At 47.9% G+C, this 15,855-nt stretch carries 14 protein-coding genes; 11 read left to right on the top strand and 3 right to left on the bottom strand.

The window, feature by feature from the left end; all coding sequences use genetic code 11:
• Nucleotides 1-89: 89 nt before the first annotated feature.
• From ACU37H_RS11245 to ACU37H_RS11225, 5 genes are read left to right on the top strand one after another with little or no spacing between them, the layout of a single operon-like run.
• Complete coding sequence (locus ACU37H_RS11245; protein WP_472701411.1) at nt 90-1,559, top strand: sensor histidine kinase; 1,470 nt, start codon at nt 90-92, stop codon at nt 1,557-1,559.
• 19 nt (nt 1,560-1,578) lie between these two features.
• The gene (locus ACU37H_RS11240) at nt 1,579-1,905 is read left to right on the top strand and encodes a hypothetical protein (RefSeq protein ID WP_472701412.1); all 327 of its coding nucleotides are present in this window, start codon (nt 1,579-1,581) and stop codon (nt 1,903-1,905) included.
• Nucleotides 1,906-1,952: 47 nt separating this feature from the next.
• A complete protein-coding gene (locus tag ACU37H_RS11235; RefSeq protein WP_472701413.1) occupies nt 1,953-2,204 on the top strand; it encodes a DUF6364 family protein in 252 nt (83 codons plus the stop codon).
• Complete coding sequence (locus ACU37H_RS11230; RefSeq protein ID WP_472701414.1) at nt 2,194-2,619, top strand: type II toxin-antitoxin system VapC family toxin; 426 nt, start codon at nt 2,194-2,196, stop codon at nt 2,617-2,619. Before ACU37H_RS11235 ends, ACU37H_RS11230 begins: the two co-directional genes overlap by 11 nt.
• 3 nt (nt 2,620-2,622) lie before the next feature.
• Nucleotides 2,623-3,294 (top strand): LytR/AlgR family response regulator transcription factor, encoded by a 672-nt coding sequence (locus ACU37H_RS11225; RefSeq protein ID WP_472701415.1) that lies wholly within the window; start codon nt 2,623-2,625, stop codon nt 3,292-3,294.
• Between the two features lie 17 nt (nt 3,295-3,311).
• On the opposite strand, the gene ACU37H_RS11220 is transcribed toward ACU37H_RS11225, so the two are convergent.
• From ACU37H_RS11220 to ACU37H_RS11210, 3 genes are all read right to left on the bottom strand, one after another.
• Nucleotides 3,312-4,550, bottom strand: coding sequence for a M16 family metallopeptidase (locus ACU37H_RS11220; RefSeq protein WP_472701416.1), 1,239 nt, complete (start codon nt 4,548-4,550; stop codon nt 3,312-3,314).
• 46 nt (nt 4,551-4,596) lie between these two features.
• Entirely contained in the window at nt 4,597-7,089 is a 2,493-nt protein-coding gene (locus tag ACU37H_RS11215) for a TonB-dependent siderophore receptor (protein WP_472701417.1), read from the bottom strand.
• A 97-nt stretch (nt 7,090-7,186) separates the two neighbouring features.
• Entirely contained in the window at nt 7,187-8,476 is a 1,290-nt protein-coding gene (locus ACU37H_RS11210) for a pepsin/retropepsin-like aspartic protease family protein (protein WP_472701418.1), read from the bottom strand.
• Between the two features lie 243 nt (nt 8,477-8,719).
• Between ACU37H_RS11210 and mqnC the strand changes: the two genes are divergently transcribed.
• From mqnC to ACU37H_RS11180, 6 genes are all read left to right on the top strand, one after another.
• The gene (gene mqnC, locus ACU37H_RS11205) at nt 8,720-9,844 is read left to right on the top strand and encodes a cyclic dehypoxanthinyl futalosine synthase (RefSeq protein ID WP_472701419.1); all 1,125 of its coding nucleotides are present in this window, start codon (nt 8,720-8,722) and stop codon (nt 9,842-9,844) included.
• Nucleotides 9,845-9,998: 154 nt separating this feature from the next.
• Nucleotides 9,999-11,288 carry an NAD(P)/FAD-dependent oxidoreductase gene (locus tag ACU37H_RS11200; RefSeq protein WP_472701420.1) on the top strand — a complete coding sequence of 430 codons (1,290 nt, stop codon included), beginning with the start codon at nt 9,999-10,001 and terminating at the stop codon, nt 11,286-11,288.
• A gap of 164 nt (nt 11,289-11,452) precedes the next feature.
• A complete protein-coding gene (locus ACU37H_RS11195) occupies nt 11,453-13,066 on the top strand; it encodes a Na+/H+ antiporter (protein WP_472701421.1) in 1,614 nt (537 codons plus the stop codon).
• Between the two features lie 61 nt (nt 13,067-13,127).
• Nucleotides 13,128-13,697, top strand: a complete 570-nt coding sequence (locus tag ACU37H_RS11190; RefSeq protein ID WP_472701422.1) for a pentapeptide repeat-containing protein — start codon at nt 13,128-13,130, stop codon at nt 13,695-13,697.
• A 105-nt stretch (nt 13,698-13,802) separates the two neighbouring features.
• Entirely contained in the window at nt 13,803-14,513 is a 711-nt protein-coding gene (locus ACU37H_RS11185) for a DUF4198 domain-containing protein (RefSeq protein WP_472701423.1), read from the top strand.
• Between the two features lie 173 nt (nt 14,514-14,686).
• Nucleotides 14,687-15,787, top strand: a complete 1,101-nt coding sequence (locus ACU37H_RS11180) for an MBL fold metallo-hydrolase (protein WP_472701424.1) — start codon at nt 14,687-14,689, stop codon at nt 15,785-15,787.
• Nucleotides 15,788-15,855 lie beyond the last annotated feature (68 nt).

Genomic DNA, 15,855 nt, shown 5'->3' with positions numbered 1-15,855 from the left:
ATTCCGTCACATTTTAACCGCATTTCATCACATGGGCCGGGAAAATGCCTGAGTTAATTGATAATCTTTGCAAAAGCAAAACATACAAAATGACAGCTAAAGAAATATACGCTAAAATAGAGTTCTGGATCATAACGGTCGTGGCCGCCTCATTTTTAATGGCATTCTTGATCGAAAGCAAGCAGGCAGGAAATTACGGGTCTTTCTGGTTTGAAGAATATCACATTGAATACAACTTTTACAAGCACCTGTTTTTGCCGGCCATGGCGCAGATCCTGATCTATTATTCCGCTTTTATTTTTCTGACCAGGTTCGTGGATGAAAAGAAAGATGACTGGGCCAAGGCGGGCAGCTTTTTCGGCACTTTCCTGATCGTGGCGACGCTGGTGGCGATGAGCAACACCTACATGGACGGATGGAAGCTCGGTAAATTTGCTTCGAAAGACGATTTCTATAATGATGTCTTCATCGATAGCTTCACAACCGTTGCGATCATCTTTATTTTATACATCGTCTATTACATCCTAAAGGAACTGTTACTGGCTGCGCTCGCCCGCCGTTCACAAGCAAGCCTTAATCAGCGGAAGTTGTGGGGCGGCCTGTTAGCCGTAGCTTGCTGGGTGGTGCTGCTGATCATTTTTGGTTCCAACCATTCGCAGGAAGGCGTTGCTGTTTTTGGCGTCGGCATCCCTTACCTGGCGATACTGATATGGATCCATCATCGCTGGCTGTTGCCGCTGGCCGGTAGCAGGCCCTATAAAAGCAAAGCCTACCTGGTGCGCATCTTCCCGATCATCTTTCTTTTGAGCACGTTGGCAGCAGTCCTTTGTATGGGGATCATTGGCAGCAACCATTTTGCGCCGCCTTTCTTCCTGTTTTTTTTCCTGACCATTTTCATAGCATTGCCGCTGATCTTATATATTTCCCGTAACAGGAGCGAGAAAGAAGTGTTGCAGACAGCGCTGGGTTCTTCACAGGCCAACCTCAGCTTCCTGAGGTCACAGATCAACCCTCATTTTCTCTTCAACGCTTTGAACACTTTATACGGAACGGCCCTGCAGGAAAACGCAGACCGCACCAGTGAGGGCATTCAGAAGCTGGGCGATATGATGCGCTTCATGCTGCATGAAAACGTACAGGACAAGATTTCGCTGGCACGCGAAGTGGAATACCTGAATAACTATATCGATCTGCAAAAGCTGCGCACCGCCACTTCGCTTAACATCACCATTCAAACGAATATTGAAGAACAGCTAAATCGCCTGGACATCTCGCCGATGCTGCTGATCCCTTTTGTTGAAAATGCCTTTAAACACGGCCTCAGCCTTCAGCAACCGTCTTTTATCAACGTGTCTCTTCATACCAAGGAAAACGTGCTGTATTTTGACGTCAACAACAGCGTTCATTTGAAAAACGAATATGATCCCGAAAAAATGAAAAGCGGTATCGGACTCCAAAATGTAAAACAGCGGCTGGCATTATTGTATCCTAAAAAACACGAGCTGATCATCCGGCAAAGTGCTAAAGAGTTTTTTGTTCATCTCACGATTCAATTATAATCCTGGTAAATCAAATGCTATGAACCCCTTCACCCATCGCAATAAATATCGCAATGCCTTACTGATCGCTATCTTGTTCTGCTCCTGTAACAGCGACTATATCACACAGCGGGAAACACGAACAGTGGACAACAACGGGAAAAAATGGAGCGTGAGCATCACCCGGAAGTTGCGAAAACACGACAGGCTGCCCGTGTCTGTCCTGACGGAATCGACCGCTCAAAACCGCACCAGCAAACAACTGGACAGCATTTATTACGACAGTAACGGAGCGAAACGGCTGGTGAAATCTTTCACCTATGACAACGGAGATTGGAAACTGGTTGAATCTTACCGGCCGTTGTAAATGGATGCGTATGCGCATCACTAATATTTATGCGTATATTCGAACTAATGAAAGTGAGATTAAACACAACGATAGATGCCGGCCTGTTAAGCAGAATGAAGGTATTTGCTGCTAAAAATCAGCTCAGCATATCGCAGATTATTGAAGATCATTTTGCAGCAATTGTTTGCAAACAGCCCATAAAAAAGAGCGGGCTTTTTGAATTGATAGATGGGTTAACTCCTCCTCAAGAAGTAGTAAAACAAAGCAAGAGCAAAGAAGCATTTTACGAAAGCCAAAAAGAAAAATATGGTTTCTAAGGTGTTTATTGATGCCAATGTTTTGCTCGATTATACATTAAAACGGAGCAATTATGAGTTATCAAAAAATTTGCTCAAAAAAGCCGAAAGCGGACAGCTTAATGCTTTCATATCCCCATCTATACTGAATATAACCGCTCATTGGCTTTGTAAGGCGTATGGAAGTGAAAACGCGAAATTGATTTTGCAAAAGCTATTATCATTTGTTACAACGATCGATGCTTCCCATGAAATTGCTTTATTGGCCTTAAATTCAAAAATGAACGACATCGAAGCTGCTTTACAATATTACACCGCGCTTCATCACAAAATGGAGGCCTTTATTAGCCAGGATGTGAGTCTTAAAAAAGCAGCGCTGGCAAGCCTGCCCGTTTTCAGCACAAAAGAATTTGTTCAACTGTTTGATAAAAACTAGATTTTGACAGCGATAGCCATAGACGACGAACCCATAGCGCTCGAAGTAATCAAAAGCCACGCAGCGAAAGTGCCTTTTGTCGAGCTGAAAGCCACGTTTACCAATGCTTTTGACGCAGTAGACTATTTACAAAAAAATAAAACCGATTTACTTTTTCTCGACATCAAGATGCCGGATATCAGCGGAATCGAGTTTTTTAAATCGCTGCCGGCCCCGCCCATGGTCATTTTCACCACTGCTTACAGCGAGCACGCCGTGGAGGGCTTTGAAGTAGACGCGGTCGATTACCTGCTGAAACCATTTTCTTTATCCCGCTTTTTGAAAGCCTGCACAAAAGCCAATGAACTGCTATCGTTGAAAAACGGCACAGTTAAAAACGATGATTATATTTTTCTGAAAGACGGTTATGAGCAGGTAAAAGTGATGTATGATGAGATCTTGTACATCGAAGCATCCGGTAATTACCTCAATATTTTTCTGCGCGGCCATCAAAAGCTGATGACCCGGTCCACGATCAATGATATTTCATTATTACTGCCGGACAGCATATTCACCCGGGTACATCGCAGTTATATCGTAGCAAATGATAAGGTCACCCGTTATAACAAGCAAGCCGTGTTTATCGATCTGGTGGAAATACCGATCGGGAATACGTATCAGTTCATGCCGAAATAATCAACGCTTTATAAGGATCAGTTTTTTGAAAAATAATACAGCGTGCTGCTATTGGCGCTGGTAAAGATCTCGTTTGCCGCTTTGCTGATATCTTCAATCGTTACCTCTGCATATTTCTGCAGTTCCGTATTCATCATATTGGCGTCTCCCAACAATTCATAGAAAGCCAGGCTGGTAGCGCGGTTCAGGACGCTCATGTCTTCAAAGGCCAACATGCTTTCTGTTTTGTTTTTTACTTTTTCCAGTTCTTCGGGCGTAACAGGCACTGTTTTGAGCTCTTCCAGGATTTCATCAACCGCGGCCTCGGCCGCCTTCATATCTACGCCCTTCACCAGTTTTCCTTCGATACATAAAAGACCGGGGTCAAGGCTGCCAAAGTGATAGCATTGAATATTGACAAACAGTTGTAGTTTCTTTACCAACCGGTCATACAGCCGGGAAGATTCTCCGCCGCCCAAAATATCCGTAAGCAGGTCCATGGCGTGGTATTGCGGGTGAAGCCTTCCTTCCACATGCCAGGTCTTGTAAAAGGCGTCCAGCGGCACATCTGCTTTTACTTCTTCCCTCCGCGCCTCGTGTTGCGGCGCTTCCATAGGAAGGGAGCGTGCCTGTGCTGCTCCGGATGGGATCTCTCCAAACCATTTCTCTGCAAGCGCTTTCACCTCCGCGGTCTCCACGTTGCCAGCTACGACCATCACAGCGTTGTTGGGCCGGTAATGCCGGAAAAAGAAATTGCGCACATCGCTTAAACGGGCATTTTCAATATGAGAAAGTTCTTTACCAATCGTCATCCATTTGTAAGGATGATTTTTGTAGGCCAGCTCTCTTATTTTGAACCATGCGTCGCCATATGGTTTATCAATATAATGTTCTTTGAACTCTTCACAAACCACCTTGCGTTGTACCTCCAGGCTCTTTTCGTCAAAGGCTAATGACAACATCCGGTCGCTTTCCAGCCAAAAGGCCGTTTCCAGGTTTTCTGCAGGAAGTGAGATATAATAATTGGTCAGGTCGTTTGTCGTGTAAGCATTGTTCTCGCCCCCCGCCATCTGCAACGGCTCATCGTAGTCCGGTATGTTTACCGATCCGCCAAACATCAGGTGTTCAAACAAATGTGCAAATCCGGTCTGTGCAGGATCTTCGTCCCGTGCGCCCACATCATACAAAATATTCATCACCGCCAGCGGCGTAGACTTATCCTGGTGAACGATCACCTTTAACCCATTATCTAACACGAATTTTTCAAAACGGACCATTTTGCGAAAGTAAGGGGATTTTTATTGTCTCTTTACAGAGTGACCACTAAAACTTAAAGGTCATGCTGGCTGCAAAGCGGCGCGGCATCTGCTTTTCGATCGTGGTCCAGCCTCCGAAATATTCTTTATCCGCCAGGTTGTCCGCCTTTAGCGCCAGTCGATATCTTTTCGCATCATAAAAAACAGACGCGTTCAGCACCGTGTATTCAGGGAGATAAAAATCACCGGTAGGCAAAGAGCTGGTGATTAAGTTTCTGCTGGCATAGTTACCGCCAAAGCCCGCGCCCAGGCCCTGCAGCTTACCATCGATCGCGGTATAGCTGATCCACCAGTTGGCCAGGTTGGCAGGACCCGCGCTGGTAGGCCGCCTGCCATTGGTAGCTTCGGCCGCTTTTTCTATCCTGCTGTCGTTGTAGCCATAGCCGGCGATGATGTTCAGACCGGGCAGCGGATTGGCATTCAGGTCAAATTCCAGCCCTTTAGATCTTTGCTGACCGTCCTGTATGGTCACGTTGACCTGCGTGCCGCTACCATTGTCGACAGTAATGCTGCGCGTGATATTTTTTACCAGGATGTCGTAGTAGCTGGCCGTGAACAGCAGCTTGTGGTTGAACAGGTCCAGCTTGATCCCTCCCTCTTTTTGATCCGCTTGCTGTGGCTCCAGGTTCACCGGGTACCCGGCCTGAGCGTTGGCTGCAACCGGCGCGACGTTCCTGAAACCATTCATGTAGTTGGCAAAAACGGCTAACCTGTTTTCTATCACCTGGTACACCAACCCGAACTTGGGCGACAGGGAGTTCTGGTTGTATTTCCCGGTTTTGGCGCCGGTATTATAGTTGATCGTCGGCTTGTTATCAAAGTGATCAAACCGGAGGCTAAGCATAGCCATCAGCTTATCGGTAATATTGAACACATCCGACACGTAGGCGCTATAAGTGTAGCTGTCGGTGCGGTTCCTGACCGGCGCCGGGCCCGCGGCAGCTTTGGCATCCACCGCGGCTCTGTTCAGCAGGCCGTAGCGCGGATCGTCATTTCTTGTAACATTGACATAATTAAAGAAATTGGTGGACGGACTTTGGTTCACCGACTGCAGGTGCATCACATCAATGCCCGCGATGATTCGGTTCCGGAATTTCCCGATATTAAAATCGCCAATAAAGTTTTGCTGCAGATCCGTGGTATAGTTGGTCGTATTCTGATAATATACAAACCTGGAAATGATGGTATCATTAGGAGGCAGTGTCGGCCCCGTGTACAACGGGTTGGTACCGGGGTTGCCATCCAGGAACATGATGTAGGAATAGTACCCGTCACTCTTACGGACGCTCCGGGAAATATTCGTCTGAGAGGTCCAGCTGTCAGACAATTTATAGTTCATCTGACCATAAACGTTGAAAGTGGGCGTTTTGTAGGTGATATCGTTGCTCGTATACGACCGGTCAAAATCCATGTTCAGGTCATACACTGTTTTTGCCACCAGGGGTCTTGACCTGTTCAGGAAGATCATGGTCGCGTTGGTCGCTTCGGCGTTGTAGATTTCCGCATTTAAGAGAAAAGATAACCGGTCATTGACCTGATAGGAAAGCGAAGGGGCAATGAAAAAAGACTTCTTAAAACCTGCATCCTGGAAACTTCCCTCGCTGTGATAAGCGGCGTTCAAACGAAAGGCAGCGGACCGGTCGTTATTTAAAGGTGTATTGATATCGGCGGTGATACGGCTCAATCCAAAACCGCCGAAGGTGTAGCCCAGCTCACCACCGAAGCTCTGATAAGGCCTTTTCGTAACGATATTCAGCAAGCCGCCGAAAGAGATCAGGCTGCTGCCATATAAAGTACCCGAAGGCCCTTTGATCGACTCGATGCGCTCCACATTGGCCGGATCGATACCGCCGTTGGTAAGGCCCGGCACACCGTTGATCATCGTAGGTTGTACGCTAAAACCACGCATGGAGAAATAGCCCGCACCATCGTTCGGACGACCCGTAGAGCTCCATAAGCGATTCACACCAGGTACATTTTTCAAAGCGTCGTCGAAGGAAGTCACTACTTGCTCCTTCATCAATTCTTTTCCCACCACATTGTATACCTGTGGATTTTCGAGGTTCAACAGCGGCATCTTTGCCACATGTGCGCTCGTTCTGTTCGCATAACCGTTGGTAGTGCTTTTTACAATGATCTCTGACAGCTCATCGTAGGATATTTCCAGTTGAATATCCACCCTGGTGGTTTTTCCGTTGACTACTTCGACGGTTTCCACTTTCGTTTCATAGCCGACGAGGCTGATCTCCAGCTGATGTTCGCCTTCAGAAAGTCCGCCGATTAAGAAACTGCCCTGCTCGTCGGTAAATGCACTTTTCTTGCTGTTCTTTATCACGACATTTACTCCGAAAGCGGGCTGGCCATCGCTGGTAGTAACGGTTCCTTTTATGGTTCCCGCCACTTCATCGTTTGGGTTTCTTGCATACGCGGAATGGGGGAGCAGGCACACTAATAACAGGAAAGTCAAAAGACTGTAAAGAATTGCTGTGGGCTTCATCATGATATCTCTTCTTTTTTTCGAGGTGCAAAGGTGAAGCGCCTGCCCTGAAAAGGGTTTACGAATTCCGGAAAAAGATAGAAAATTGGCCCGATTTCTTTTAAAGAGGGTTCATATAAATACCGTCTCCCGCCTTACGGACATTGATCTTGTAGCTGTTTCTGAAATCGTCGGGGATCGTTTGGTTCGGTATGGATTTTCCGTTTAATATATTGATGACCTTCATTTTCTTCTCGAGCAATTCGTCCTTTCGCTGAACGATCACCTGCACGGTGCCATAGGTCGACATCAAAGCATGTTTCAGTTCGGTCAGCGTCATTCCAAACTTTTTATTGACCGCCAGCACTTCGTCACCAGCCATCAGCCCCGCTTTGTCCGCCGGCGAGCCAACGGGAATATCACCGACAATTGCTTTTCCTTCGAAGAAATACAGTTCCAGCCCGGAATAGGCATAATCGAAGGGCTCCCTGAAAAACTTGTTGGGCACCAGGTGGATCTGACGGGATTTGTAATTCAGGATGCAGTTGAACCGCCTGAAGATGTCGTTGCCGATCAATCCGCCGTTGGTAGGGTAGGAGGTGATATTATGTTCGTCATCAAAAATATTAATCGGTACATTCTTAAACTTAAACGGACCGATCTTCAGTTCCTTCATGACACTTAGTTGAAAAGATACTTTGCCGCCCAGGCCTTCTCCCTGTTTGAGATATTTTTTTCGCTTGCGTTTCAAAAAATTGGTTTCATTCAGGTAATCGTCTGAAAATAACACGGTGAGACCGGCGCCGATATCGAATAAGTAGCTGAAACGGTGTTTACTCGCGTCCTTCACTTCGGAGACAGCGAAAGGTATCGTCGTAAGCCTGGGCGTGATAATATAACCGCCCCTGGGATATTTTATAGAGCCATTAGTCCAAAAACTGATCTCCTGTGTTTCATAATTGATCTTAAGAATAAACCGGCTCAGGACGCCATAGCCCACGATCCCATCGATCTTTTCGCCGTATAAGGCCGACAATATCTCATAATCGATGATATGAAAATCAAGGCTGTCAATTACCAGGTCGTTGACCGTCAGGCGGCGGTCTTTCAGAAAGCCAACTTTCCGGATGCCGCCGATGCCGCGTATGATCCGCTCCGGATCGGGCGACTTCAGGCCAAGCGTAGCAACGGTGGTCGAGTCGAGCGAAATACCTCCGCTGCCGGTGTCCAATACAAACGTCAGGGAGTCTTGAAAATTGTCTAATAGTGCTCTGAAAACAATAACGCCTCCTGTGAACTGCCTGAAATGCACCGTAGTCAGCAGGCGACTCGGCGGATCGACAAACTCCTCCTGCGCCATGCTCACGCCGGAAAAGAACGCCAACAATATGACTAAACATCGTCGTTTCATCGCCAAAGAATCGTTCCTTAAAGTTAAACCATAATCATCCTAAAATGTTTTTTTTGGTATGAACGGTAATGACCGGTTGCAGGAGATAGGATGTGGAAGGCCCAGGAAGCGTCCGTGCGATTATTAATCAGCATGCAGAGATTTGCCTTTTTACATTTCGCAGGTTGTGAAAAAGAATGAAAGAGAACCGGCTTTTCGTTGCACAGTCCTTTTCGTACCTTTGCGCATAATTTCGTTCCGACTATGGATTTAAGTGATCTCTATAAAAAGGCAGCTGACTTTGAATTTTTGACTGTCGAAGAAGGTGTGTTCCTCTATCATAATGCCCCGCTCAGTGAATTGATGTTTATTGCCGACGAGCTTCGGAAAAAACAAGTGCCGCACGGTAAAGTGACCTGGCAGATCGACCGCAACGTCAACACGACCAACGTGTGCATTGCCAACTGTAAGTTCTGCAATTTCTTCCGGATCCCCGGCCACCCGGAAGCCTATATCACTGATATGGACACGTACCGGAAGAAGATCGAGGAGACGATCAAATATGGCGGCGACCAGCTGTTGCTGCAGGGCGGGCACCACCCCGGACTGGGCCTGCAGTTCTACGTTGATACTTTCAGTGCCATCAAAGCCGAGTTTCCCGATATCCGGCTGCACGCTTTAGGGCCACCCGAGGTGGCGCATATCACCAAGCTTGAGAAAAGTACACATCATGAAGTGCTGAAAGCTTTGAAAGAAGCGGGAATGGATTCGCTGCCGGGTGCCGGCGCCGAGATCCTGATCGACCGGGTACGCCGGCTTATCAGTAAAGGAAAATGTGGCGCGCAGGAGTGGCTCGATATCATGCACGAAGCGCACAAGCTGGACATCACAACATCCGCAACCATGATGTTTGGACACGTGGAAACGATCGAAGAACGCTTCGAACACCTTGTGAAGATCAGGGAAGTTCAAAGCCGCAAGCCGGAAAGCGCTAATGGCTTCCTGGCCTTTATCGCCTGGACCTTCCAGGATGTAGATACCTTGCTTACCCGCATCCGGGGTGTTCACAACCTGACGACCGCGGAAGAATATATCCGCATGGTGGCTTTGAGCCGCATCATGTTGCCCAACGTTAAAAATATTCAGGCCAGCTGGCTGACCGTGGGTAAACCAACGGCACAGCTTTGTTTGCATGCAGGCGCCAACGACTTTGGAAGCATCATGATCGAAGAGAATGTTGTCAGCGCGGCCGGCGCGCCTCACCGGTTCACCTATAAGTCCATCCAGGACGCCATTAAGGAAGCAGGTTTTGAGCCGCAATTGCGCAACCAGCTGTACCAGTGGCGCGAGATACCGGAAACGATCGAAGAGCAGGTAGTGAATTATTAGGACGACGACACAGGAAGTAATCCCGGGAAGAAACGGGTAGTACCATCTTCAACCTTCCACATGCAGAGCGTGGCAAGAATGTTGATAGTAATATTCCCGATGGCGCCAGGAACGATAAACGATTGGTTGACATCTTATTTTAAAGAACGGACCTATGCATACAAATAAAAGAAAAGTAGTCGTTATCGGTGGTGGATTTGCCGGTGTCAATTTCGTTAAACAACTGGCCAGACACGAAGCATTCGAGATTACCCTCGTTGATCTGAATAACTATAACTTCTTTCCGCCGCTCCTGTACCAGGTGGCAACCGGGTTTCTCGAGCCATCAAGCATCAGCTATCCTTTCAGAAAATTTTTACGCAACCGGGACAATGTGCGGTTTCGCATGGCGGAACTGAAACAGGTAGTCCCGGCCGAAAATAAAGTGATCCTCTCCAACGGAGAATTAACCTATGATATATTGGTGATGGCAACAGGCGCCGTCACGAATTATTTCGGGATGGAAAATGTGAAGCAACACGCCATTCCCATGAAAACCCTGAGCGATGCCCTGGCGATGCGGAATTTATTGCTCAACCGGCTGGAAGAAGCGACCCGGGTGACGGATATCGAGGAAAAGAAAAAACTGCTGACCATCGTGGTGGCCGGCGCAGGTCCCACAGGGGTGGAGGTTTCCGGGATGTTTGCAGAAATGCGGCAAAGCATTATCCGGAAAGATTACCCGGAACTGGGCAAAGGTTTCAGCGAAATTATATTGGTGGACGGCGGCGATGCGGTGTTGAGCCCGATGTCTGTCAAGTCCCAGCATTATTCGAAAGCATCGCTGGAGAAAATGGGTGTAAAAATAATGTTGCATACCCGCGTGAAAGATTTCGACGGAGAAACGGTGACATTAACGGACCATGATACGCTTCACATCAAAACCCGCAACCTGATCTGGGCGGCCGGTGTGGCTGCTATTCCCTTTGAAGGCATCCCCGTAGAAAGCTTTGGCCCCGGAAAACGGATGATCGTCGACGCTTTCAATAAACTGCAGGGTACGGATAATATTTACGCGATCGGGGACACCTGCCTGCAAATGACCGATGTTCATTTTCCCAAAGGCCATCCACAGGTAGCGCAGGTGGCGATACAGCAGGGCAAGCTATTGGCCAAAAATCTGGCAAAAGAGGAACGTTACCAAAAGCCTTTCTTATACAACGACAAGGGATCGATGGCGATCATCGGCCGTAATAAAGCTGTTGCAGACATTCCCAAACCTTCCATCCATTTCAACGGCTTCCTGGCCTGGGCCGTATGGTTGTTCATCCACGTGATGTCTTTGCTGACGGTGAAGAACCGGCTGCGCACTTTTGGCAACTGGGTAATTGCTTATTTCAGCAGGGACCAGTCTTTCCGGATGATCATCCGGCCGCAGGACAAGGACAAAAACGTCACGGCTTAATCAGATCAGACGGCAGGACTCGAAGTATCACTATTCCCCGGATACACGAATGGACCTGGTCTGACCGTCCCGGTCTGACCAGTTATCGGCGGCATTCGCTTGCGGTTAATGTCTTCGCCGTGGATCGAACCGAGGTTTTCGGCAATTTTTTATTAAATTAGAATATGCTTGAGAAAAACCTGTTACTGGTCATTTCGCTTTTGTTTATTATCACGCTGCTCACCATGCTGGGTAATAAACTTAAAGTAGCCTATCCAATTTTCCTGGTGATCGGCGGCCTCATCATCAGTTTTGTTCCCGAGCTTCCGGACCTGCGCATCAGCCCGGATATTGTATTTTATATTTTTTTACCTCCTATTCTTTTTGCGGCCTCCTGGCAAATTCCCTGGGCCGACTTCTGGAAACTGCGCCGCCCGATCGCCCGTTTCGGCTTCGGCCTGGTGTTTTTTACCTCCACCATCATCGCGTTTTTATCGCAGGCATTGATCCCCGGGTTCACATTGGCCTTAGGCTTTGTGCTGGGAGGTATCATTTCCCCGCCCGACGCCGTAGCTGCTACTTCTGTATTAAGGCGGCTGAACGTGCCCCGCAACGTAGTGACCCTTCTGGAAGGAGAGAGCCTGGTTAACGATGCTTCGAGCCTGATCGTTTTTCGATTCGCTTTGCTGGCGGTGATGACCGGGCAGTTTGATATCCTGGATGCCACACAAAGCTTCTTCCTGATGGCCATTGGCGGAACCGCTGTAGGGTTGGCCGTGGGCGGTCTGCTGTATCTGATTCACCGGTTCTTCCCTACCACGACGGCTATTGACACGGCGCTAACCTTGATCTCTCCTTTTGTGATGTACCTGATCGCGGAGCATCTGAATTTCTCGGGCGTGCTGGCTGTCGTTTCCGGAGGATTGTTTATCAGCTATCATTCTCATAAAATACTTTCCTACAGTTCGCGCCTGAACATTAATGGCGTCTGGAACACCATCACCTTTTTGCTTAACGGTTTTATCTTTATCCTGATTGGGCTGCAATTGCCCTACCTGTCCCGCTATTTCACGCATAATACGATTAAAGAAGCGCTGTTTTACGGGATCATCATCAGCCTGGCGGTCATACTGATCCGCGTAGTCTGGGTGTACAGCATCAACTATTTCCGCATCTTCATGAACAGGAAGAAAGCCGTAAAAGATGAAATACTGACCAATAAAGAAGCCTTTCTCATTTCCTGGTGCGGCATGCGCGGTGTAGTATCGCTGGCCGCAGCGCTGTCCATTCCGTTTTTCATCCGGGATGATGAAATGTTCCCGTTCCGGTTTTTTATCCTGTTCATCACTTTTGTGGTGATACTGATCACGCTGCTGATTCCAGGGCTTACCGTGGCACCGCTCCTGAAATGGCTGAAAATAGAAGACAGAACGGTGGCCGAGAAGAAACAGAATGAGCAAATGATCAAACTGAGCCTGGCGCAGGCTTCCCTCACCTATATTGACTCCCATTTTGCGAAAGACCTCGATAGTGACGAGCACTTCAGAGCCGTCCGAAACCGCTACGAGCGGGCCATACAGATCAGCATGCAAAAACTCGAAGGAATCAAATCAGGCGCTATCAAGCCCGCTCCCAAAGCCGCTCCCCGGCTCAAAAAAATGTTGCTGGAACTCATTGATGTGAAGCGAACAGAATTAGCCCGTTACCTGCAAACACGGCAGTTTGACGAAGAACTGATCAGGGAGAAAGAGCGCGAGCTGGACCTGGAAGAGGCCCGGTTAAGAAGCCGCGAAGGCTGATGCGGGCAACATTGCAAACGGTAATTTCCCGACTTTTGCAACTTAACCCGACATCGACATCATGGAACGTTATTATTCTGATGAGACATTCAACAGCATTGACTACACGGAAACATCACTACCCGTTGGCGAATACGAAGCCTGTACTTTTAATCATTGTCAGTTTTCTGATACGGCGTTGAGCAACAGTACTTTTATTGATTGCGTTTTCAATCATTGCAATATGAGTAATGCCCGGCTCAACCAAACGGTGCTTCGCGATGTGCGGTTTGAGCACTGCAAGATGCTCGGTCTTCATTTTGAAAACTGCAGCGACTTCCTTTTTTCTGCAACCTTCGTCCATTCTACCCTGAACTTTTCCTGCTTTTACAAAATGAAACTGCGGAAGATGAGGTTTCAGAACGCTGTCATCCACGAGGCCGACTTTACGGAAGCAGATCTGAGTGAAGCGTCTTTTGCTGATTGCGATCTGAAAGGCGCCCGGTTTGAAAACACGGTGCTGGAAAAGGCCGACTTTACCACTGCTTTCAACTATACGATCGACCCGGAACAGAACCAACTTAAAAAGGCCCGGTTTTCTCATGACGGGCTTGCCGGTCTGCTTACCAAATATGATATCATCATTAAATAAATTTCCGTCTGACTGACAACCCCCGTTCTTCCGGCCATTTTTTCCGCTTTTAGTAAACAATCAACTGATAATGCCGGGTAATTTTGCCTATTAAAATTTAAGAAAATGAGAAAATTTATGTTGGCGTCGCTGCTGGCGTTGGTGAGCAACCTTGCGCTAGCGCATGCTGTTTGGATCGAAACGAAACCGAAAGGCGCAAAAAATGCAGCCCATGAAGTAAAAGTATTTTTTGGAGAATATGCTGATAAAGACATTACCGCCGCCGATAAATGGTTTTCTGATCTGAAAGATTTTACCATCATCGCCATTGCTCCCGACGGTTCGATCGAAACGCTGGCCAAAACAGCATCGGGCGATCATTACAAAGCCAGCTTCACCCCCAAACAGGAGGGCGTCTACACGATCAGCCTGCAGCATCCTGTTAAAGACCTGTATCATGGTACTCAAATCAATTATTTTAGCAGCGCCACGGTTAAAGTAGGCGATAGCAAAACGGGAAATGAAGCGGCCCGCAACAAAAACGCTTTTAGCCTGATGTCGAAAGACGCGGCTACCGCGCAGGCTAACAAAGAGGTTAAAGTGGTGGCGTTAATGAATGGCCAGCCGGCGGCCAAAAAGGAAGTGCAGGTATTTGCGCCCAACGGATGGAGCAAAACCCTTTATACCAACGAGGCAGGGGAGATCAGCTTTACGCCCCTGTGGACCGGCGGCTATCAGGTAGAATTTTCTCACACCGACGAAAATCCAACAGAAAAAAACGGCGTGAAGGTGAAAAAAACCTTCAATGGAGCTACCTACATGATCTTCGTAAAATAATAACTTCCTGCGGCGGACTGGCGCTCCGGAGCGCTTACCCGCTGCGGCAGGTGGACGTGCGTAGCATTTAAAGTATTTTTTTATGACATACGTCTCTGTTGTTAAACGACACTACGTGCAGGCGTATCTCAACGTTCATGAAAATTTCTTTAAAAAATAAACTACGCAAAATAATGTGGGCTTTGCTTTGGATCATTGTCATCCTCGTGGCAGTGGTGGTTATATTTGTCAATCAGCCAAGCTTTGGCAAGCACGCTTCCGGTGCACGGCTGGAACGCATCAGGAAATCGCCCCAATACCGGGACGGGGCTTTTCAAAATACCCATGTCACACCAAATTTCAGTTCCGACAAAAATTTCTTTGGCGTTCTTTACGACTTCTTGTTTAAAAAGGTCAAAGACCTGCGCCCGGCAAACGATGTCCCCCTGATTAAAACCGACCTGGCGCAGTTGGGTACGGAAGACGCGTTAGTATGGATGGGGCACTCCGCCTTGTTCCTTCAGGTCTCCGGCAAACGTTTTCTCGTTGACCCCGCGCTGGTATCGGCTTCTCCGCTTTCGGCCTTTAATAAAGCTTTCAGGGGCGCGTCCGGCTATCAACCGGAAGACCTTCCCCCGGTGGATTACCTGGTCATCACACATGATCACTGGGATCATCTCGATTATAATACCGTCCGTCGCATCAGGGATCGCGTAGGTAAAGTAATTTGCCCCCTGGGCGTAGGCGCGCATCTGGAATATTGGGGATTTGCTCCTGATCAGATTATCGAACTCGACTGGCAGGACCAGGCTTCTTTGGACGGTGGCTTCACCATTACCGCTCTGCCTGCCAGGCATTTTTCCGGCCGTGGCTTCAAGCGGAATCAATCGTTGTGGGCTTCATTCATGTTGCAATCCGCCGCAAAAAATATTTACATTGGCGGAGACTCGGGTTATGATGATCACTTTGCCGCTATTAAAAAACGATTTGGTGCCATTGACCTGGCCATCCTGGAAAACGGCCAGTATAATGACTCCTGGAAATACATCCACCTGACTCCCAAAGATCTTATCCAGGCGATAAACGATTTGCAGCCGAAGCAGTTACTTACAGTGCATAATTCAAAATACGCATTGGCGATGCATGCCTGGTATGAGCCACTGGAAAATATTTCCCGCGTTGCGCAAGAGCGCGACATCAATTTATTGACACCCATCATAGGAGAGGTGGTTCATTTAAAAGACACCACGCAAACCTTTACCCAATGGTGGAAAACCGGAGTGCCGACCAACTAATGATAAGGCAAATTTTTCAAGGCAACGACAGGTTCGGACCTCTCATGATTGTTGCTATATCAAAGGTG

The sequence above is a fragment of the Niabella sp. ZPM-14 genome (genome assembly GCF_055693045.2).
The sequence above is the reverse complement of the archived record's forward strand: the minus strand, read 5'-3'. Positions and strand labels throughout refer to the sequence as shown.